This is a genomic window from Cytobacillus pseudoceanisediminis (assembly GCF_023516215.1).
Classification (GTDB): Bacteria; Bacillota; Bacilli; order Bacillales; family Cytobacillaceae; genus Cytobacillus; species Cytobacillus pseudoceanisediminis.
The window spans coordinates 2,105,867-2,124,017 of record NZ_CP097349.1 but is presented as its reverse complement, the minus strand read 5'-3'; the positions used below and the strand labels follow the sequence as shown (position 1 = coordinate 2,124,017).

Annotated in this window: 22 protein-coding genes, 3 pseudogenes and 1 riboswitch; of the genes and pseudogenes, 23 read left to right on the top strand and 2 right to left on the bottom strand. The window is 38.0% G+C overall.

Going from position 1 to position 18,151, the window contains the following annotated elements; genetic code table 11:
- The first annotated feature begins 21 nt into the window (after positions 1 to 21).
- The 5 genes and pseudogenes from M5V91_RS11465 to M5V91_RS11445 all read left to right on the top strand — a co-directional run bounded on the left by M5V91_RS11465 (position 22) and on the right by M5V91_RS11445 (position 4,732).
- Positions 22 to 933: a YqaJ viral recombinase family nuclease gene (locus tag M5V91_RS11465; RefSeq protein WP_284522275.1), complete on the top strand. Its 912-nt coding sequence runs from the start codon at positions 22 to 24 to the stop codon at positions 931 to 933.
- The gene (locus M5V91_RS11460) at positions 933 to 1,841 is read left to right on the top strand and encodes a recombinase RecT (protein WP_284522158.1); all 909 of its coding nucleotides are present in this window, start codon (positions 933 to 935) and stop codon (positions 1,839 to 1,841) included. Before M5V91_RS11465 ends, M5V91_RS11460 begins: the two co-directional genes overlap by 1 nt.
- 176 nt (positions 1,842 to 2,017) lie before the next feature.
- Positions 2,018 to 2,506 (top strand): HNH endonuclease, encoded by a 489-nt coding sequence (locus tag M5V91_RS11455; protein ID WP_284522157.1) that lies wholly within the window; start codon positions 2,018 to 2,020, stop codon positions 2,504 to 2,506.
- An 8-nt stretch (positions 2,507 to 2,514) separates the two neighbouring features.
- Positions 2,515 to 3,324, top strand: a pseudogene (locus M5V91_RS11450) (hypothetical protein); the annotation flags it as partial.
- 945 nt (positions 3,325 to 4,269) lie between these two features.
- Positions 4,270 to 4,357, bottom strand: a riboswitch (cyclic di-GMP riboswitch).
- Between the two features lie 108 nt (positions 4,358 to 4,465).
- On the top strand, positions 4,466 to 4,732 hold the full coding sequence (locus tag M5V91_RS11445) for a hypothetical protein (protein ID WP_284522155.1): 267 nt from the start codon (positions 4,466 to 4,468) through the stop codon (positions 4,730 to 4,732).
- 10 nt (positions 4,733 to 4,742) lie between these two features.
- Here M5V91_RS11445 and M5V91_RS11440 read toward each other — a convergent pair whose 3' ends face one another.
- Together M5V91_RS11440 and M5V91_RS11435 are read right to left on the bottom strand one after the other, a co-directional pair.
- Positions 4,743 to 4,874 carry a hypothetical protein gene (locus tag M5V91_RS11440; RefSeq protein ID WP_284522154.1) on the bottom strand — a complete coding sequence of 44 codons (132 nt, stop codon included), beginning with the start codon at positions 4,872 to 4,874 and terminating at the stop codon, positions 4,743 to 4,745.
- 1,844 nt (positions 4,875 to 6,718) lie between these two features.
- Positions 6,719 to 6,814, bottom strand: coding sequence for an aspartyl-phosphate phosphatase Spo0E family protein (locus M5V91_RS11435; protein ID WP_284522274.1), 96 nt, complete (start codon positions 6,812 to 6,814; stop codon positions 6,719 to 6,721).
- 276 nt (positions 6,815 to 7,090) lie between these two features.
- On the opposite strand from M5V91_RS11435, the gene M5V91_RS11430 reads away from it, so the two are divergent.
- The 18 genes and pseudogenes from M5V91_RS11430 to M5V91_RS11340 all read left to right on the top strand — a co-directional run bounded on the left by M5V91_RS11430 (position 7,091) and on the right by M5V91_RS11340 (position 18,147).
- A complete protein-coding gene (locus M5V91_RS11430) occupies positions 7,091 to 7,246 on the top strand; it encodes a hypothetical protein (RefSeq protein WP_284522153.1) in 156 nt (51 codons plus the stop codon).
- Positions 7,247 to 7,334: 88 nt separating this feature from the next.
- The gene (locus tag M5V91_RS11425) at positions 7,335 to 7,547 is read left to right on the top strand and encodes an XtrA/YqaO family protein (protein WP_284522152.1); all 213 of its coding nucleotides are present in this window, start codon (positions 7,335 to 7,337) and stop codon (positions 7,545 to 7,547) included.
- The gene (locus M5V91_RS11420) at positions 7,547 to 7,840 is read left to right on the top strand and encodes a DUF3800 domain-containing protein (protein ID WP_284522151.1); all 294 of its coding nucleotides are present in this window, start codon (positions 7,547 to 7,549) and stop codon (positions 7,838 to 7,840) included. The genes M5V91_RS11425 and M5V91_RS11420 overlap by 1 nt, the downstream gene beginning before the upstream one ends.
- 68 nt (positions 7,841 to 7,908) lie before the next feature.
- A complete protein-coding gene (locus M5V91_RS11415; protein ID WP_284522150.1) occupies positions 7,909 to 8,688 on the top strand; it encodes a DUF3800 domain-containing protein in 780 nt (259 codons plus the stop codon).
- Between the two features lie 131 nt (positions 8,689 to 8,819).
- A complete protein-coding gene (locus tag M5V91_RS11410) occupies positions 8,820 to 9,287 on the top strand; it encodes a helix-turn-helix transcriptional regulator (protein ID WP_284522149.1) in 468 nt (155 codons plus the stop codon).
- A 127-nt stretch (positions 9,288 to 9,414) separates the two neighbouring features.
- Positions 9,415 to 9,600 (top strand): hypothetical protein, encoded by a 186-nt coding sequence (locus M5V91_RS11405; protein ID WP_284522148.1) that lies wholly within the window; start codon positions 9,415 to 9,417, stop codon positions 9,598 to 9,600.
- Between the two features lie 81 nt (positions 9,601 to 9,681).
- Positions 9,682 to 10,416, top strand: a complete 735-nt coding sequence (gene terS / locus M5V91_RS11400; protein ID WP_284522147.1) for a phage terminase small subunit — start codon at positions 9,682 to 9,684, stop codon at positions 10,414 to 10,416.
- Entirely contained in the window at positions 10,397 to 11,698 is a 1,302-nt protein-coding gene (locus M5V91_RS11395; RefSeq protein ID WP_284522146.1) for a PBSX family phage terminase large subunit, read from the top strand. Before terS ends, M5V91_RS11395 begins: the two co-directional genes overlap by 20 nt.
- A 14-nt stretch (positions 11,699 to 11,712) precedes the next feature.
- Entirely contained in the window at positions 11,713 to 13,215 is a 1,503-nt protein-coding gene (locus M5V91_RS11390) for a phage portal protein (RefSeq protein WP_076256784.1), read from the top strand.
- Positions 13,215 to 14,255 carry a phage minor capsid protein gene (locus M5V91_RS11385; RefSeq protein ID WP_369425960.1) on the top strand — a complete coding sequence of 347 codons (1,041 nt, stop codon included), beginning with the start codon at positions 13,215 to 13,217 and terminating at the stop codon, positions 14,253 to 14,255. The genes M5V91_RS11390 and M5V91_RS11385 overlap by 1 nt, the downstream gene beginning before the upstream one ends.
- 158 nt (positions 14,256 to 14,413) lie before the next feature.
- Positions 14,414 to 14,992: a phage scaffolding protein gene (locus tag M5V91_RS11380; RefSeq protein WP_076256788.1), complete on the top strand. Its 579-nt coding sequence runs from the start codon at positions 14,414 to 14,416 to the stop codon at positions 14,990 to 14,992.
- Between the two features lie 19 nt (positions 14,993 to 15,011).
- Entirely contained in the window at positions 15,012 to 15,992 is a 981-nt protein-coding gene (locus M5V91_RS11375; RefSeq protein ID WP_076256789.1) for a major capsid protein, read from the top strand.
- 17 nt (positions 15,993 to 16,009) lie between these two features.
- Positions 16,010 to 16,210, top strand: a complete 201-nt coding sequence (locus M5V91_RS11370) for a hypothetical protein (protein ID WP_076256791.1) — start codon at positions 16,010 to 16,012, stop codon at positions 16,208 to 16,210.
- A 2-nt stretch (positions 16,211 to 16,212) separates the two neighbouring features.
- Entirely contained in the window at positions 16,213 to 16,587 is a 375-nt protein-coding gene (locus M5V91_RS11365; RefSeq protein WP_284522145.1) for a head-tail connector protein, read from the top strand.
- Positions 16,581 to 16,918 (top strand): annotated as a pseudogene (locus tag M5V91_RS31110) (putative minor capsid protein). The gene M5V91_RS11365 and the pseudogene M5V91_RS31110 overlap by 7 nt, the downstream one beginning before the upstream one ends.
- The gene (locus tag M5V91_RS11350) at positions 16,915 to 17,265 is read left to right on the top strand and encodes a minor capsid protein (RefSeq protein ID WP_076256796.1); all 351 of its coding nucleotides are present in this window, start codon (positions 16,915 to 16,917) and stop codon (positions 17,263 to 17,265) included. Before M5V91_RS31110 ends, M5V91_RS11350 begins: the two are co-directional and overlap by 4 nt.
- A gap of 20 nt (positions 17,266 to 17,285) precedes the next feature.
- Complete coding sequence (locus M5V91_RS11345) at positions 17,286 to 17,684, top strand: phage tail terminator protein (RefSeq protein ID WP_076256797.1); 399 nt, start codon at positions 17,286 to 17,288, stop codon at positions 17,682 to 17,684.
- 11 nt (positions 17,685 to 17,695) lie between these two features.
- Positions 17,696 to 18,147: pseudogene (locus M5V91_RS11340) on the top strand (phage tail tube protein).
- Positions 18,148 to 18,151: the final 4 nt, after the last annotated feature.

Genomic DNA, 18,151 nt, shown 5'->3' with positions numbered 1-18,151 from the left:
AATGCAGTACGTACAAAAGAAATGAGCCGTTATGAATGGCTGCAAGAACGGGCTAAAGGAATCGGCGGGAGTGATGCAGGAATCATCCTTGGTGTTAATAAGTTTCGTACACCTTTTGAGCTTTGGCTAGAAAAAACTGGCCAGGTCGAACCACAGGAAACTGATAATGAAGCAATTTACTGGGGAAATCAAATGGAAAATGTGGTTGCCAAGGAGTTTGAAAAGCGTACAGGTAAAAAAGTGCGCCGAACAAATTTCATGTACAGCCATGCCAAGTATCCATTTATAAAAGCAAACGTTGATCGTTTAGTTGTTGGAGAATCAGCAGTTTTGGAATGCAAGACAGCTAGCGCGTATCTTGCTAAAGAGTGGGAAGGTGAAGAAGTTCCGGCAAGCTACCTTGTGCAGCTCCAACATTATCTTGGAGTTACAGATAAGGAAAAGGGTTATATCGCTGTCCTTGTCGGCGGAAACAAGTTCATCTGGAAGGAAGTAGAGCGAGACCAGGAGCTTATCGAGCTGATTTTCAATGCTGAAAAGCACTTTTGGGAATATCACGTACTGAAAGGGCATGCTCCAGAACTTGATGGATCCAGTGCAGCTGAGAAGTATTTAAAAGAGAGGTACGATTGCGCTGTGAAGGATAAAGAAATTGTCCTTTCAGCTGATTATAAAGATTTACTGGTCCAATATGAGAAAGTGAAATCCGATGAAAAGCTGATAAAAACAGCAAAAAGGGAAATTGAAAACAAATTAAAAGAAGTATTGAAGGATGCTGAAACAGGTATTACTGATCAATTTATCGTCACTTGGAAGAATCAGAGTAGAAAAAGTGTGGATTCGAAAGCTCTGAAAGAGAAATTTCCGGACATATACAAAAAAGTTTTGAAAGAATCCTCGTTCCGAAAATTTGCTGTAAAGGAGATTAATTGATGGCGACTAATACAGAATTGAAAAATCAATTAGCTAATAGGCAGGAGACAGCAGCAAAGCAGGTATCAGCTCAATCACTTGGACTTAAAAGTTTATTAAATACGCCAACAATGCAAAAGAAATTTGAGCAGGTATTGGCCAATAAAGCTCCTCAATTTATGGCTTCCGTTCTTAATTTGTATAACGGAGATCCTGGCCTAAGAGAAGCTGAGCCTATGTCCATAGTGTCCAGTGCAATGGTTGCTGCATCTCTCGATTTACCAGTTGATAAAAACTTAGGTTACGCCTGGATTGTTGCTTTTTATGATTCTAAAAAGGGGTATAAGACAGCACAGTTCCAGCTGGGATACAAAGGATACATTCAGTTGGCATTAAGAAGTGGCCAGTACAAGGCCATAAATGTAATACCGGTATATGAAGGAGAACTCCTAAAGTGGAATCGTCTAACGGAGGAAATTGACCTTGATTTGGATGCCAGGAAAAGTGATAAGGTCATCGGTTATTGTGGCTACTTTAGGTTGGTCAATGGCTTTGAAAAAACGGTTTATTGGACCCGAGATGAGGTCGAGGCGCACAGGATTAAGCATAACAAGGCAAAAGATAAGAAGTCACTTAATAATGTTTGGCGTACTGATTATGATGCCATGGCAATGAAAACAGTTCTTAGGAACATGTTAGGCAAATGGGGTATCTTGTCCATTGATATGCAAAAAGCATTCTCAGAAGACGAGCAGGAGCGTGAGGTAAAAGATATTACGGATGAGGCTAATGAGTTTGATGAGCCAATTCAGTACGACTCTCCAAGCAAGCAAGAGCATGTATCAGATGAAGAGCCTGAAATTATTGACACGGATCAAAAGAAGAAAAAACTAGCAAAAATATGTCCGCCCAGGAATCATTGGACATAGATTTTGAAGCTGCAGAGTAACCAAACAAAAGTCCTCTTTCCAGCATGGATCTGGGAGGAGGCTAGAGATAAAGAACACTTGAAAATGCTTGTTTTAGAGTATATGCGGCGGTATCCGGATTACAAAGTAAAAGGGGTTAAAAACGGATTTGCTGTCTGTGAGAGGGAGTGAGTCACATGCTTGTTAAGACCATTCGTATACCAAATGGAGATATGTTTTCAAAGTATTTTATATTCAAATGTGATAGATGCGATGAAACTATTGGGGAATCTGATCCACACATACCAGAGGAGCAAAAACATTATTGTTGGGAATGCAGTTTCATTTTAGGAAAGATAACGGAAGTGGAGTTCCTAAAATGTTCAGGGGTGTCCGTACCAAATTCTCATGCTTCGGTAATTGATGGGGAAATCTTGATATGGATAGGCAGTAAACCACCCTGGGAGCAGACAAATAAGGATATTAGGAGCTCCGGTAAATATAAAGAATGGCGAACTACGGTTTTGGAAAGAGACAAATACACATGTCAGCATTGTGGGCAAGTTGGGGGAGAGTTAAACGCTCATCATATAAAACCGTTTGCTAAATATGAGAATTTAAGATTCGAAGTTTCAAATGGTCTAACCTTATGCGTGCCATGTCATAAAAATGTCCATAGGAAGTAGGTGATACGGTGCCCGAAAGTTATCCATTTCCGACCTATTCAGGATTATTAGAGCCGAAACATTACAAAAAAATTGGATCAGCATTGTGGCTTTTTCTCTGGTGCGTCAGCTCCACTACAAAAGAAATTGAACGAGATGGAGTAACCTGGGGCATCGTGTTAGGAAATAAGCCATTAAAACGCTCCGAGTTGGCAGAACCTTTTGGAGTGAGCGAAAGAACTGTTCAAAGGTGGCTGGATGATCTGGAAACACATGGTTACATAAAGATCACCCGTGCTCCTTATGGCTACATTTTAACTGTGAAAAACTCCAAAAAATACAATAAAGAGAGAGTGGACAAAAATGTCCAGTCTGATGGAGACCGGACAAAAACGTCCAGTCCAGAGTGGACAGAAATGTCCAGTTATGTGGACAAAAGTGTCCACTCTAATAAAGATATTACAAAGATAAATAATACTACTATTACTATTACTAAAGAAAATGACCCAGTAGATATTATTGCTGAAAGATTCATAGAGTTACGAACGATACAAGAAGGACGTTCTGTTTACCCAACTACAAAAGATTATGAAGCAATCGCCCGGATTGTCGCCCGTGGTATGCCGTTGCCACAAACAATCAAATTGCTTGAACAGTGTTTTGCTGAATATAAAGAACGTCAGCCAAATGGAGCCATTAAAGCCTTTGGTTACTGTGAAAAATACATCATGGATCATTATGAAGCCTTAATAGCAAGAGAGCAGGCAAAGGAGGCAGCTAAAAACGTTAAGCCTTTTAAAAGCAATAATTCTTATAAGCCAAAGGGTATGCGATCAAAGCCAATACGTACGGAAATGCTGCCAGATTGGTTTTATGAAAATGAGCAACCAAAACAACCGATAAAGGAAAAATCACCTGACCAAATTGCTGCCGATAAGGCTGAACTTGATGAAATGCTGAGGAAAATGCAAGAGCGGGAAGTGCCTAGCAATCAAGATGAGCTGGCCCGTAAAAAGGCAGAACTAAATGAAAAGCTAAAAATATTAAGATCAGGGAGTTGAAACCATGGGGATCCTATATGAATCCGTTATGCAACAGAAAAGGAATATCCTCATCAAGAGATTGTCAGAACTGAATATTTCTAAGGCTCAGTCAGGAAAGAGATTCCACGATTGTGATTACGAGGAACTGAAATATGAGCTTTTACTGGCATCTTTTCGGGAGATTAATACAGAGGCTACACAAAATAACTGGTTTTGAAGGGAGATATGAAAAATGACTATCACAAATGTTAAATTAGTTACTCGCTGTCCAAAATGTCTGGCCAAGGGGACAGTGATAGGACATCGAAATAATCTCTTATTACTTGAATGCAGGGACTGCAATAAACGCTGGAATACTTACTCAAAAACCTGCAAGGTTTGTGGAAAGCCAAATTTTTTCTACGTTGAGGGTCCCTGCGTAAAATGTTATTCAGAAAAACATAATGCCGTCTGAAGTTAATAAAATCGGTATGTAGTAGTTTTAGAGTGATGAGCAGTTATAATGGCTTTACACTTAGGGCAGGAGACATTATCTACTTTCTTAAATTGAATCTTCTTAAAATCACTTTTTGTAAAAGTAGAAAACACATGATATTTAAAACCACATATACATGTGTTTCGGTCTTTAACTACATGTCTTATATCTGTTCCTTTACAGTAAACTGTCGGGAAAATCATGACTTCCAACCCTTCTTAGCTAAAATACAGGCAAACTAGAAAGGTAATGTATAGGTAATATACTTGTGCAACCCGGCTGCCATGACAAATAAGCTGTTTTAGGCCCGTGGCTTTGCGTCTTTTACTTTCGTAAAATTTGCCCAGAGGAAATACTACCATAATTTAGGTGTGATGTCGTAATTTGCTGGAATTTGTAATAATAATGAAATGATGTTTACAAATGGGAAATAACATTATTAGGCGTACTGGCGGTGAGGGAATGAAGCAATTAGACTTGTTCTCCTTCTCCTTTGAAGATCAAATCTTTAGACTAAAACAGGGTGAGGAGTTGGAATTTTTCAAGGGAAATGAACGGCTGCTTATTCGGAAACATGAGAAATACAAGGACGTTTACTTTTATCAGGGACCTGACTTCTCCGGATACGCGCTTCATGTTAGTGAAAAGGGTGTATTTAGTGGATTAGATACTTTTGTAGGAAAAATAGAGCATTGGCTAGATAACGGGAGTTGGAATGAAACCAAATAAGCAAATAGTTTTATTTACCTTTTTTCTCAGCTCTAAAAGTCCAAGCAACTACTAAAAGCCAAAAAGCTGTCAACATACTTGGAACTCCAAGTGTCACGAAATATACATTTTTTAAAGTATATTGATCAATCCAGTCAAACATATTTTCACCTCATTAGTACGCGAGCAAGGATCTGAAGCAATTACAGCCGGTCATTAGGAAGGGTGATCCTGCTCGCTAAATTTATCTTTTACTAAAGTGAGTGAAATATGCACAAATAAAAAAGCCGCAAAATTGCGGCAAATTGATAAGGTGTTTGAATGTGTGCCCTGTATTATATACCCATTAATCAAAAAGGGTGCGAGCAAGGGCTGGAATCAAAATGGAGTTGTAAGTGTGGAGTTCGCCATTGCTCGGTATGATTAAACTTTCCTTTTAATTACAGAAATATACATTTAATACAAAATGAGAGGACTATATGAAAAATTATCTATGTATGTTTTCGGTTGGTTTCTCGATGTATTTTTGGAATCCGTAATTCAGTAGAGAAAGGGAATAGTAAAGGATAAAAATTTTAGTTGATGTGAATTTTTTTAATTTAAAGTGTCCAATCTTTTGGAAAAGTGGACATAAAATATATGCAAAAATTAAGTCCATAATGAGATTTGAGATAGCATATAAAGAAAATTTTCCAAATGTAAAATGGAATGCCCATAAATTAATTGTAAAAAAGGGGCCTAAGATAAATGCTAATGCGTCAAATACCATATATTTGTATCCACCCTTTACTTTCCACCAATTAAATATTGGACTTAACATTTCTAAAATAAGTAGAAGAAAAGAGCAAAAAAATGTTACTGGCAAAAACCTTCTAAAAGATTGTTTAGGCAGAAAGATTAAAACAATTACCCATAAAACGATTGCATTAAATATTCTAAAAAAATTGGCGGGCATTTCATTCACCTCGATTATCTTTAAGGTATGTAATTTCCTGGTGATTATACGTTAGTTAACAAGGTAGGAGGAGATTTTAAAAGAGCCTTGCTAAAAACGCTAGCCTTAGTTCGAAACGATATCACCTCATCAGTATGCGAGCAAGGAACAAATGGTGTTGGATATGGTTAGTGGAGGATTGGCCCTGCTCGTGCAGATAGCATGAAAATATTTTATTCCATTAAAAAAACCGCATCTCTGCGGTAAGTGAGCGATTCATGCTTTGTAGTATATGACCTTATATAAAAATTAGTGCGAGTAAGGTCTAAGTTCTAAAGCCATTGAGGTTTGAAAGAAGGAACGAACGAACCTGACCTTACTCTGTAAATTATCATTACCAACTTCTTTTAATGTATTCAATTTTTTCGAGTAATTATATTCATTTTCTATACATTTATTTCTTTTCTTATAAAGAAATAATGCCAACGCATATATAGACAGGCAAGGCAATAATAAATTGCTGAACACCATACCTTCCAACCTTTGTACACTACGTAGCCAAAGTAACTGGATAAAACTTCGTAAAATACCGAAAAGGCAACCCAAAAAATGAGGTAGAATATAAATTTCTTCTTAGACTTAGGCATGAAATTTAAATAAAGAATACCGAATGTTGCTGGTATGGTTGTTTGAACCAACAGGTCATATATTTGAGGACCAGGATCCATTAAATCATATAAGTCAAGTACATCAGCTAAGAAAAGGTCTGCGAATAATACATTTAACGTAACAGCAAGCCAGGTTGTGTAAAGTTCTTGACGCGTTAATTTTAATGGGATGATTAATATCAAAATTAAATTGACTACAAGCGAAGTAATAGTAAAGAAGTATACCATTTTTTTCTCCATCTAGTTAAAATTTAAGTTCTTTCTATTCTTGCCCACTTTCTGAAATTTAAATATTAATTTGAACCAAGATGTGAATCATAAGTGGTGTTGAAAATAAAAAAATCCCCAAAATGGGGGATAATACTGTGAATTATTAAAAGTTTAAAAGAGATTCTGTAGATATTACTACTTACATTTGGATTGATATCTAAAAATCAGCTCGTCCAGCATCTGACTATTTTTTATAGTCGCAGGATGCTTTAACCCTTTATTTAGCCCTATACTTATTAGGACTCTTCTAAGGAATTGGATCCTTTTTTTAGCTCATGACACGTGCTACACATTAATTTGCTCCTTTACCCAATAAAAGTCATAGAGCCATTATTGCAGATTAAGGAGAAATAAAAAATCACTTCGACAAAACTTGTCTGTAAACGACAATGACAATGCGGTAAATAGATGTTTTGATTTACGGTCTTTCAAACAGGAAAAGCTAAGGACTTCCCGAACTATATTAATAAGAATTTCACTTAGTACTATATATAAGGGGGAAGGGTTATGAACGAGAAAAAACAAGCTATTTATTGTTTTGCTCTAAATGTGGCATTCCTCGGCCAATCCCACCATACATTATGGAAACTTACTTTATCAAAGGGGTTGACGGGGTTTATTGCTGTAACTGTGGAAATAGATCAATCATTCCAGGATACCTGAAAAAAATAAAAAATGATTTGTAAACACAAAAAAAGCCAGGACTTCTCCTGACATACCTACATCAAATTATAACATGGGAGGGGTTCTAATGAAAGAAGCTGGCAGGTTAAAAACGATTCAAATAAATCCTAGGACAAACAGACTGGAAATCGATATAATGGAACAAAAAGGAAGCTTTGTGGTTGTGGTGTGTGATGGTAAAGCCAGGTTAACAGAACTACCTCTATATGGTGAAACCAAGATTATCACACATCAGGGTAAAGTAAAAAGGGTAAAGTTTGATGAAGGGGAAGAGTTTTAGTGGCCAACTTTAATTTATATTGTGATGAATCTGGTAATAGTGGTGGGAATTTTTTGGATGAGCAGCAACCGTTTTATGTATTGGTTGGATGGATTGTTGAGAGGAATTTAAGTTATAGAGCTAAAAATAGGGTAACTTTTTTTAAAGGTAAACATTACCCAAACAAGGATGAACTAAAGGGGGTGGAAATCCTAAAAGGTAACATAGGTCAACATAATGCTAATAATCTATTTAAAGAATTAGGAGAATATTGTAGTCCTTTTTTTATAATTGCTGAAAAAAATATTGCTTAGCTGCTAAAATAGTAGAAACATATTTAGATCCTATCCATAATCCTCTTGTTCCAAAATCACATACATGGATGAACAAAGAGAGGAAAAAAATAGCAGATTTAATATATAATTTTTGCGAAGAAGGATTAAGAGAATTTGGAAGTGCATACAAAAATCCTTCATTAGAAAACTTTTCAAAATCACTTGATATTGTAATAAATAATTTATTAATAAATGGTTTCAAAGAATTAGCAGATATATTTACAGGTGCATATGATTACATGGAGGATATTTTTAAAGAAGAATTCTCAATGATAGATTATATGCCTCAAAAAGCAATGAGGAGTTTAAATCTTCCTGTATTTACAGCTTTTATACAGTTAATTGAAAAATTCACATCTAATGTAGGGATTAAAAATGTGAAGATGTTTCACGACAATACTAAACAATTTGAATTGGCATATCCCGAAGCATTTAGTTGGTATAGTAGAAAGAAGAAGGAAGATATTGAATTTGTTTTAGAGAATGGACAGGTTTTATTGTCTTCTTTAAAGTCACTACGGAGCATCAGCTTTTCTGATTCAAAGGATTCACCGTTAATCCAAGCTGCTGATCTTTTAGCTAGTTTTATTAATATGTATGCTACAAAAACCATACATGAAAAGAAACTGTCTCCGGAGCTAAAAGAGCTTGGAAAATTATTAATCGGAGGTCTATTAGCAAGTGAACAATCTGGGGTGGATAGGTTCTGTGATCTAATTAGCTCACAATATTTTAAAGAAAAGTTGTTGTATAATCATGGCTTAATCAGTGAATTACCTATAAATGATTATAGTGATTTTCCTGGTTTATCAATATATAAAAGTTAAATAAATTATTACTAAATCCATCAACTATTCTAAAATGGAAATTACGTTTTACCAGCCATCTGGAGGACACCCAATGACGTATATTTAGCGTCGTTTGGTGTCCTTTTTTATTTTGAAAAGGAGTGTTTTCAATGAAAGAAGCTGCCAGCAAACAAATTGAATCCATTCTTAAGGATTATCATTGGATGATGAACTCAATAAAAGTACTCAGGGACTCGATCAAAGATGCAGGAGAAGGGCTAGTGGGTCAATATGGAGTCGCAGCTGGAATGCCGAAGGCAAAAGGCACCACAAGTGATCCTGTTTATAAAGAGATTGCCCGCAGAGAAAGGAGATATTCTGTTATAAAAAAGTACGAGGCTAAGATTTCTGTTATTCAGGATTGTATGCATCTTATTACGGATAATAAAGAAATTGAGGTTCTTCATTGGTTACTTGAGGGTAAAAGCTACCGGTGGATTGCTATGCATATGGGTTTATCTCACTCTCACATTGGACGCATTAAAGATTCAATAGTAAAGAAAATGAGTGAATATGTTCCAAATGTTACAAACGGTACAAATGATACGAAATTGCTAAAACATAAATCTGCTTGCTAAACTTGAAGGCAGGACGGGGAGGCGGTTAACTGGCTGTTTCCTTTATTTATTATTAATTAGCTTATGGTAAAAAAGTTGCAGGGAAATATATCCTTTTGTCGTATTATTTTGATAAGGGGTGATTACTATGAAGATTTTTAGTGTGCAGCTTAATTATGATAGAGAAAGTAGAATTTTCATCAAGGTAAAGTGTAATGTTATGGCGGATGCACTTTCTTATTTGCAGAAAAATAAATGGGTTAAAGATGAGGATACAGATATTTATTACAATATGGAGAAAGTAATGTCGTTTCAAATTAATGAAGAAAACTAATATGATGAGGGCATCCTTATGGGTGCTTTTTCTTTTGCTCCCAAACAAACTTAAATACTTGGAGGTGGCAGGTGATGTAGCATGGCTGAGAAATATGTTTTTGCTGAAAAAGATTACGTCAAAGGCATGAAGTACAAAGACATTGCTGAGAAATATCAGGTGTCACTGAATACTGTCAAGTCGTGGAAAAAGAGATATGGCTGGAAACGTGAAAGGGGTGCACCAAAAGAAAAAGGTGTGCACACAAAAAAGCGAGGTGCTCCAAAAGGAAATATCAATGCAAAAGGCAACAGAGGAGGAGCTGCACCAAAAGGAAACTCAAATGCAGTTACTCATGGATTGTTTTCTAAGTTCCTTCCAGATGAATCATTAGAAATCATGAACCATTTGCAGGAGCATTCCCCAGCTGATTTAATCTGGGATCAAATACAGATTCAATATGCTGCTATTATTCGTGCACAGAAAATCATGTTTGTTGAAAACAAAGACGATATAACTAAGGTCTTAAAAAAGAAAAAGGACTCAAATTTTGGCGAGGAAAGAGAATGGGAATATCAATTCGCTTGGGATAAGCATGCTAACTTTTTAAATGCTCAGTCCAGGGCTATGGGTGAGCTGCGTTCCCTTATTAAGCAATTTGATGAGATGGCACACATTCATGATGAGCGCAGGATGAAACTTGAACTTATGAGGGCTAATATTGAGAAAACTAAAGCTGAAATCAAACAAGAGGGTGGAGATGCCAGCAAGGTCGTTATTGTTAATGACAAAGAAGCAATGAGGAAGGCGTTAGAAAATGACAGTCAACACAATTAATGTCATGGATCTAATGAACGTCAATTTCTATTCCCTCTGGCTTGCTGAACAGTCTCATATAGTCGCAAAAGGCGGCCGTTCCTCAATGAAATCCTCAGTGATTAGTCTTAAGCTTGTGGTTGATTTTTTGGAAGATGACCAGGGCAATGTCGTTTGTTTAAGGAAAGTAGGAAAATATCTTTCTACCTCTATTTATGAGCAGATTAAATGGGCCATTTACATGCTTGGTGTTGAGGATGAGTTCTATTTCGGAAAGTCTCCCCTCATAATTCGTCATAAGGCCACCAATACAGCCTTTTATTTTTATGGCGTTGACGATCCAATGAAGATTAAGTCGGCCAAAATAGCAAAAGGGTATGTCATGGCCCTCTGGTTTGAGGAAGCTGCTGAATTTGCAGGTGTGGAAGATATTGATATTGTAGAAGATACCTTTATCCGGCAGGAGATTGAAGGCAAAGAGGTTAAGGTATATTTCTCATACAACCCTCCCAGAAATCCTTATAGTTGGATTAATGAGTGGTTAGAAACTAAGGCCAGGGATGATGATTATTTCATTCATCATTCAACGTACCTTGATGATAAAAAAGGGTTTTTATCCGAGCAGATGATCCGGAAGATTGAGAAGTACAAAGAGAATGATGAGGATTACTGGCGTTGGATGTATGCCGGTGAGGTTATTGGTCTTGGTGACATGGTGTACAATATGGCTCATTTTAAAGAGATCGATGAGCTGCCGAAAGATGACGATATTGTTCTTATCGATATTGCCATTGATACAGGGCACCAAGTTTCTGCGACCACATTCTTGGCCTTCGGATTTACGAAAAAACGGAATGTAATTCTACTTGATACCTTTTACTATAGCCCGGAAAATAAAGTCGTAAAAAAGGCTCCGAGCGAGCTGTCAAAGGATTTAAGAGAATGGATGGATAAAATCCAGCAAACCTATCATCGGCACTTTGATCAGCAAACCATCGATTCTGCAGATGGAGCTTTGCGGAACCAATTCTTTAAAGATTATGGAATACGTCTTCATCCGGTAGTTAAGAAAAAGAAAATAGATATGATCGACAACGTCCAGGACTTATTAGCTCAGGGGCGTTTTTTTGTGCTTAAAACAGCAGCCAATGAGATTTTCCTGACTGAACATAAAAAATACCAATGGGATGCTGATACCTTACAGAGCGATGATCCGAAGGTTATAAAGATTGATGATCATACCTGCGATGCATTCCAATATTATGTTCAGGATAATTTGAGGAAGCTTGGATTGAAATATTAAGGCGGTGACAACCGATGTTTAAAAACATGCTGGCCCGCATAAGGCAGGTGATGTACAGAATGGGATTAATTAAAGGTATTCAGAAGCTGGCTGATCACAAGGATATCCAGATTAATGAGGATTTCTACAAAGATATTGGGAATTGGAAAGCTCTCTATAAAGGGTATTTTAGCGAATGGCATGATATCAAATATACAACGATTTCTGGGCAGAAAAAACGCCGTATGGCTTCCTTGAACATGCCAAAGGTGGTTTCACAGGAGCTAGCCACATTAATCTTTAATGAGCGCTGCGAGATAAATATTTCAGACAAGACTTTGTCTGAGAACATTCATGATGTCTTTAAGAATAATAATTTCGTTAAGAAATTTCAGGATTACTTAGAATACCAGTTTGCTATGGGTGGCATGGTGATCAAGCCTTATGTAGAGGATGGAAAATTAAAGCTCTCCTATGTAACAGCTGATTGTTTTATCCCGATTAGCTGGGACCATAACACCATTCGAGAGGCTGTTTTCATAAATGAATTCTCTAAGAAAGGAAAGAAATACACTCACCTGGAATGGCACCTGTGGGATGGGGAGACCTATCTAATCCGGAATGAAGTCTATGAAAATAATCCAGGTGAGGAATTAGGGGTTAAGGTTCCACTGAAGCAATTTTTCCCGAATCTTGAAGAGGAGATTAGGATATCCAATTACAAGCGACCGGGTTTTGTCTACTTTAAGCCAAACATAGCCAATAACTTGGATACTACAAGTCCATTAGGTATTTCGATTTTCGCTAATGCACTTGATACGCTGCACTCCTTGGATATCGCTTTTGACTCCTATCAACGGGAATTCAAGCTTGGGAAAAAGAGGATCTTAGTACCGGATACAGCTATTCAAACCGTTATTGACCCACTAACTGGTCAGATGCACCGTTATTTTGATGCCGAAGATGAAGTTTACCAGGCAATGGCTCTTGGCGATATGGATGCCAATAAAATAGCAGACATTTCAGCAACACTTCGAGTAGAGGAACATATTTCAGCTATCAATTCCTTGCTCAATGTCTTGGCAATGCAAATAGGCTTCTCTTCAGGTGCATTCACTTTTGATGGCCAGGGAGTTAAGACAGCAACAGAGGTTGTTTCGGAAAACTCTAAGACTTTCCGTACGAAGCAAAGTCATGAAAACCTCATTGAAGCAGGCATTCAGGAACTAGTCGAATGTATCATTCAGGTCGCTGAGCTATATCAGTTATTTTCTCGGCCAGAAGGAGAATATGAAGTCACAGTTGCTTTTGATGATTCTATAGCAGAAGACCAAAACGCAGAGATTGCAAAGCAGGTTCAGCTGGTTACCAATCAACTGACTTCTAAGAAAAAGGCGATTATGAAGATCCATGGTTTTTCAGAAGAAGAAGCTGAGCAATTACTGAAGGAAATTGCAGAAGAAAATGAAACAGCAACGGCTGAAGCAATTGATTTCTTTGGTCTTAACAAAGATAGACAAGACCAGGGTGGGACCTAATGGAACCACTAAGGCAGCAGCAATTAACAATGCCTGTTATCGAAGTCTTTCTATCTATTGAGGAAGAAATCCTTTTAAACATAGCCAAGATCCTGAAACAAGGAAAAAGCCTGCTGGAAGAAGATGTAGAAAGGTGGCAAACCGAGAAGCTTGGACAATTAGGAAAATTAACACAGCAAAATATTATAACCATAGCAAAATACGCGGAACTTTCGGTAGAAACTGTAACAGCTATGCTTGAGGAAGCTGGATATGAGGCTGTCACTGATTCAGAAATGGAACTGATAGAAGCTGTTGCTCAAGGAATCTTGCTGCAACCTCCTTTACCTAAAGAAAGCCCTGTTCTTGAAGCGGTATTAGTGTCTTTTCAAAGGCAAGCAAGGGAATCTTTCAACCTGATCAATACAACTATGTTAAATCAGTCTCAGCAAATATATTTAAATATCTTGAATGAAACAACAGGAAAGGTCTTGGCCGGCACAAAAACACCAAGACAAGCGCTGGCAGAGACAGCTGCAAGATGGGCAGAACACGGAGTTCCTGCTCTTATTCGAAAAGATGGGGCCAAAATGTCAACGGAAGCCTATGTATCTATGGTTACAAGGTCAATGTCAAACAGTGTTGCCAATGAAATGCAATTTGCTCGAATGGAAGAATACGGCGCAGATTTGGTTGAAGTCAGTTCCCATATAGGAGCAAGGCCAAAATGTGCAAAGTACCAGGGGAAAATCTTTTCAAGATCAGGGAGCAGTAATAAATACCCTCCTCTTTCATCTACTAGCTATGGCGAACCCGATGGACTTAGGGGGATTAATTGCCAGCATGTTTTTTATCCCTTTATTGAAGGTTTTTCAAAGCGTGTCTATAGGCCTTACCCAGCTGCAGAAAACAGGAAGGCCTACGAGGAAAGCCAGAAACAGAGGCACTTAGAAAGGGAAATCAGGAAAGCTAAAAGACAATTAGCCGTTGCTGAAGCCCTGGGTGAATCTGAAGCCATTGATGCTGCTAAAAGAAAGTACGGCAGCGACAAGCTAACATGAGAGATTTTATTGACGATACTGGCCGAACAAGGCGGTATGAGCGAGAAAAGGCTTATTAATAGTAGTGCGTCTTTTTAAAGGTTAGACGCCATAAAGAAACGGAACCTTTTGCGTGAGGTGTGACACGTTAAAAAACATTAAAAAGGAGATTAATATAGATGGATTTAAAAGAATTACTTGGTGAAGAACTTTATAAGCAAGTCATGGAAAAAGTGGGAGATAATAAGATTGCGATTGTTTCTGATGGAAATTGGATCCCGAAAAGCAAGTTTGATGATGCCCTTGATAACGCAAAGGATCTTAAAAAACAGCTAAAAGATCGCGACTCTCAGCTTGAAGATCTTAAAGCCAAAGCTACAGGCAATGAGGAATTAACAGCCAAGATTCAAGAACTTACCGACTTAAATAAAAAGACTGTTCAAGACTATGAAGCCAAGATCCAAGATCAGGCTTTTAATTTTGCCCTTAAAACGGCATTAACGGGTGCAAAGGCCAAGAACCCTAAAGCAGTTGAAGCTCTTTTAAATAAGGATTCTATCAAGCTTGATGGAGATAAGCTCCTTGGCTTGGAAGATCAGTTGAAAGCATTGCAGAAAAGCGATGCTTATTTATTTGAAACAGAGCAGCAGGTAAGTAAGCCAACATTCTCTCAAGGACAACACCAAACCACTTCAGGTGGTGAGCCTAGCACTCTTTTAGATGCACTAAATCAAAGGTTTTCAACAACCAATAATTAAGATTAGGAGATGATTGCTCATGCCAATTACTTTAGAGCAAGCAAAGGTTGGAATGGCAGACCATATTGACCAGCAGGTTATCGATGAATTTCGTCGTGCTTCCTTCCTATTAGATCAGCTAACATTCGATAATGCTGTTTCACCTGGTACAGGTGGATCAACTTTAACATACGGTTACACCCGTTTAAAAACTCCTTCAACTGCTGGTTTCCGTGAAATTAATAGCGAATACACAGCAAATGAAGCAGACCGCGAAAACCAATATGTGAATCTTAAAATATTTGGTGGAGCGTTTAAAATTGACCGTGTAATTCAAGATACTAGTGGTCAAATCAACGAAATGAATTTTCAAATGCAGCAAAAGATTAAAGGTGCTGCCAATCTGTTTCATTACACTGTAATTAATGGAGATTCAGCTGTCGATTCCAAAGCGTTTGATGGGTTAGACAAGGCGCTTACTGGTTCTAATACAGAATTAAACACTGATTCTGTAATTGATATCTCAGATGAAGCAGGATTAGAAAGTAAGAAGTTTGCTTTGTTGGATGAAATCGATAATTTCTTAGCGGAACTAGATGGCCGGCCAACGATGCTGATGGGGAACAGTAAATTAATCACCAAAATCAAATCGGTTGCCCGCCGGGCTGGTTATGCTACAAAATCTGAGGATGGCTTTGGACGCACAGTAACAGGGTATGATGGAATCCCACTGGTTGATCTTGAGTATTTCTATGACGGTACTTCAACAATTCCAGTTGTTCCAATCATTAATCGTACGGTTGGTACCGAGCAAACAGGATTAACAGATCTTTATGCTGTTTCCCTTGGAATGGATGGATTTCATGGTGTATCACCTACCGGTAATAAAGTAATTCGTACTTTCTTGCCTGATTTCAACTCTCCAGGAGCGGTTAAGACAGGCGAGGTTGAAATGGTGGCTGCTGTAGCCCTTAAAGCTACCCGAAAAGCCGGTGTTCTCCGAAATATTAAAGTTCAATAAAGAAGGGAGCTTTTTATATGGTTAAAATTAAAAGCCCTAACCCTAATTACAATGGGAATAGCGCATCCCTTCAATTTGTTAATGGAGAGGCTGAAACCGATAATAAATGGTTGGTCGAGTGGTTTAAGAATAAAGGTTATACAGTTGAGGAATCTAAAGAGCCTAAAAAGAAGAACCAAGGTCAAGCTAAAAAGCCTGAAGGTAAGAAGGATGAGTAGTCATGCCTTATATTGATCAGGCTTTTTATAATGATGTGTACAAAGGTACTCCCATGGATGCTGAAACCTTCACAATGCTTGAAGAAAGGGCTTCAGATGTCGTTGATATGATAACAAATTATCGGTTAGTCAGAGTAGACCTTTCACATAAGCCAGAACTAATTAGAAACAATGTTAAAAAGGCGGTTGCAGCCCAAATTGAATTTATGTATTCAGAAGGTGGGGAATTGTCAGTTCATGGCGGTTCCCCTTCTTCAGTTAGTGTAGGGGGCTTTAGTTATACCAAAGGATCCGGTGTGAAAGTAGTTTCTGAAATGGCCCGCAGTTTTTTAAGGCCAACGGGATTGCTGTACATGGGAGTTGAGGTTAGATGCTAAGAATAAGGCCGATTCCCCGGAATCTATTAATCCATGAAGCTACTTATGAACAGTTTGAAGAGAATGGGCGGTATGGTGAAACTTATTTGCCTGCCGTCACCCTAAAAAACATCAGGATCAACTTTGAAAAAGCTTTAGCCGGGCAGGAGATACAGAAAGCAAAAGTGTAAAAGCCCTATTATTCTTTGACCAAAATAATTCAAGTTCCTCTGGCATATTTGAATTCAAGGAAAAATCAAAGGTGACATTCCAGGGCGTACCGATGCAAGTTCAGCGGGTTAATCCTCTGTATACCGACACCCTTCATCATTATGAGGTGGAGTTAATATGATCAGTTTCAGCGTGAATTTGGAATTGGGGAATATCCAACAACGGGTTGAAGAAGCGGTAGATGCTGGACAGACACAGCTGGATCAGGAAGTTTTGAAGGGTTCAAACTATTTCATTCCCAAAGATACCGGGGAACTTGAACGTTCAGGGATTCGGGCTTCACAAATCGGAAATGGAAAGATTATTTGGGATCAACCATATGCCAGAAAGCTTTATTACAACCCGCAATATAACTTCTCCAAAGATGCAAACCCAAATGCACAAGGGCTATGGTTTGAAGCTGCAAAAGCCAGGTTCCTTAGTGATTGGGTGCGCATGACACAACAGGCCATTAATCGGCACTTGTAAGAAAGGGATGATTTTTCCCAATGCCTTCAGATTTTATTGATGACATGGCAAATCACTTGGAAGAAAACTTTTCTTTATTTGACTCTCTGTCAGTTGATGTTCTGCCAGAGGATTTAAATGCTATCACAATCAGAAGAACGCCAGCTGCACCTTTGGAGCGATATTTGGACGATTCAAGGGATTGGATCATAGCCTTTCAAATCCTTGTTAAACATCAAAATCAAGGCCAAGCCATCGATACTATGAATCAATTAACCATTTACCTTGATGAATTGGGACCGAATGCGGTTACTTCTGCTGAAGGATCCTATCAATTTATTAAGTCAGAGATTTATACAATGCCTATTTTGGTTGAGAAAGACAGCCGGGGCAGTTATATCTATTCAGCATTATTTAATGCCACTATAACTAAAAATTAGGGGGATTATGAATGGCGGGTTTTGAACTCAATTCAGCACACAAATTTGAAATTGATACAGCACAGGATATAAGCGCAACTGCTTCAACTTATGAGCGGGTTGCAGCTGGTATCAACACATTCGATCCACAATGGAATGAGGAAATTGATCAAACTCCTTATTTTGATGGTGATGGGTTCGGTTCTTCTGATGTAACAAGTGCACAATTAGTAATTGCCTTTGAGGGCCACAGAAAATATGGTGATGCTGCTCAAGATTTTATTGCTGGCCTTCAAATTGAAATGGGGAAGCACGAAAAACTAATTTCCGTTGGACTGAACCTGACGGGGGATCATTTGAAGGTTGGGCAACTATTGCAAATATAGTTGCAGGTTCAGGAGCTGCTAATGAAAAAAGTACATTCAGCTTTGAGGTGCATTTCAATGGAAAACCAACTTACACGCCACCAACAACAGGTGCTTAATTAA

What these genes read in the sequence shown, in the direction of transcription:
- M5V91_RS11465 (WP_284522275.1), top strand. Translation starts at nt 22, where the DNA reads ATGAGCCGTTATGAATGGCTGCAAGAACGGGCTAAAGGAATCGGCGGG.
- M5V91_RS11460 (WP_284522158.1), top strand. Translation starts at nt 933, where the DNA reads ATGGCGACTAATACAGAATTGAAAAATCAATTAGCTAATAGGCAGGAG.
- M5V91_RS11455 (WP_284522157.1), top strand. Translation starts at nt 2,018, where the DNA reads ATGCTTGTTAAGACCATTCGTATACCAAATGGAGATATGTTTTCAAAG.
- M5V91_RS11445 (WP_284522155.1), top strand. Translation starts at nt 4,466, where the DNA reads ATGAAGCAATTAGACTTGTTCTCCTTCTCCTTTGAAGATCAAATCTTT.
- M5V91_RS11440 (WP_284522154.1), bottom strand. Translation starts at nt 4,874, where the DNA reads ATGTTTGACTGGATTGATCAATATACTTTAAAAAATGTATATTTCGTG.
- M5V91_RS11430 (WP_284522153.1), top strand. Translation starts at nt 7,091, where the DNA reads ATGAACGAGAAAAAACAAGCTATTTATTGTTTTGCTCTAAATGTGGCA.
- M5V91_RS11425 (WP_284522152.1), top strand. Translation starts at nt 7,335, where the DNA reads ATGAAAGAAGCTGGCAGGTTAAAAACGATTCAAATAAATCCTAGGACA.
- M5V91_RS11415 (WP_284522150.1), top strand. Translation starts at nt 7,909, where the DNA reads ATGAACAAAGAGAGGAAAAAAATAGCAGATTTAATATATAATTTTTGC.
- M5V91_RS11410 (WP_284522149.1), top strand. Translation starts at nt 8,820, where the DNA reads ATGAAAGAAGCTGCCAGCAAACAAATTGAATCCATTCTTAAGGATTAT.
- M5V91_RS11405 (WP_284522148.1), top strand. Translation starts at nt 9,415, where the DNA reads ATGAAGATTTTTAGTGTGCAGCTTAATTATGATAGAGAAAGTAGAATT.
- terS (WP_284522147.1), top strand. Translation starts at nt 9,682, where the DNA reads ATGGCTGAGAAATATGTTTTTGCTGAAAAAGATTACGTCAAAGGCATG.
- M5V91_RS11395 (WP_284522146.1), top strand. Translation starts at nt 10,397, where the DNA reads ATGACAGTCAACACAATTAATGTCATGGATCTAATGAACGTCAATTTC.
- M5V91_RS11390 (WP_076256784.1), top strand. Translation starts at nt 11,713, where the DNA reads ATGTTTAAAAACATGCTGGCCCGCATAAGGCAGGTGATGTACAGAATG.
- M5V91_RS11385 (WP_369425960.1), top strand. Translation starts at nt 13,215, where the DNA reads ATGGAACCACTAAGGCAGCAGCAATTAACAATGCCTGTTATCGAAGTC.
- M5V91_RS11380 (WP_076256788.1), top strand. Translation starts at nt 14,414, where the DNA reads ATGGATTTAAAAGAATTACTTGGTGAAGAACTTTATAAGCAAGTCATG.
- M5V91_RS11375 (WP_076256789.1), top strand. Translation starts at nt 15,012, where the DNA reads ATGCCAATTACTTTAGAGCAAGCAAAGGTTGGAATGGCAGACCATATT.
- M5V91_RS11370 (WP_076256791.1), top strand. Translation starts at nt 16,010, where the DNA reads ATGGTTAAAATTAAAAGCCCTAACCCTAATTACAATGGGAATAGCGCA.
- M5V91_RS11365 (WP_284522145.1), top strand. Translation starts at nt 16,213, where the DNA reads ATGCCTTATATTGATCAGGCTTTTTATAATGATGTGTACAAAGGTACT.
- M5V91_RS11350 (WP_076256796.1), top strand. Translation starts at nt 16,915, where the DNA reads ATGATCAGTTTCAGCGTGAATTTGGAATTGGGGAATATCCAACAACGG.
- M5V91_RS11345 (WP_076256797.1), top strand. Translation starts at nt 17,286, where the DNA reads ATGCCTTCAGATTTTATTGATGACATGGCAAATCACTTGGAAGAAAAC.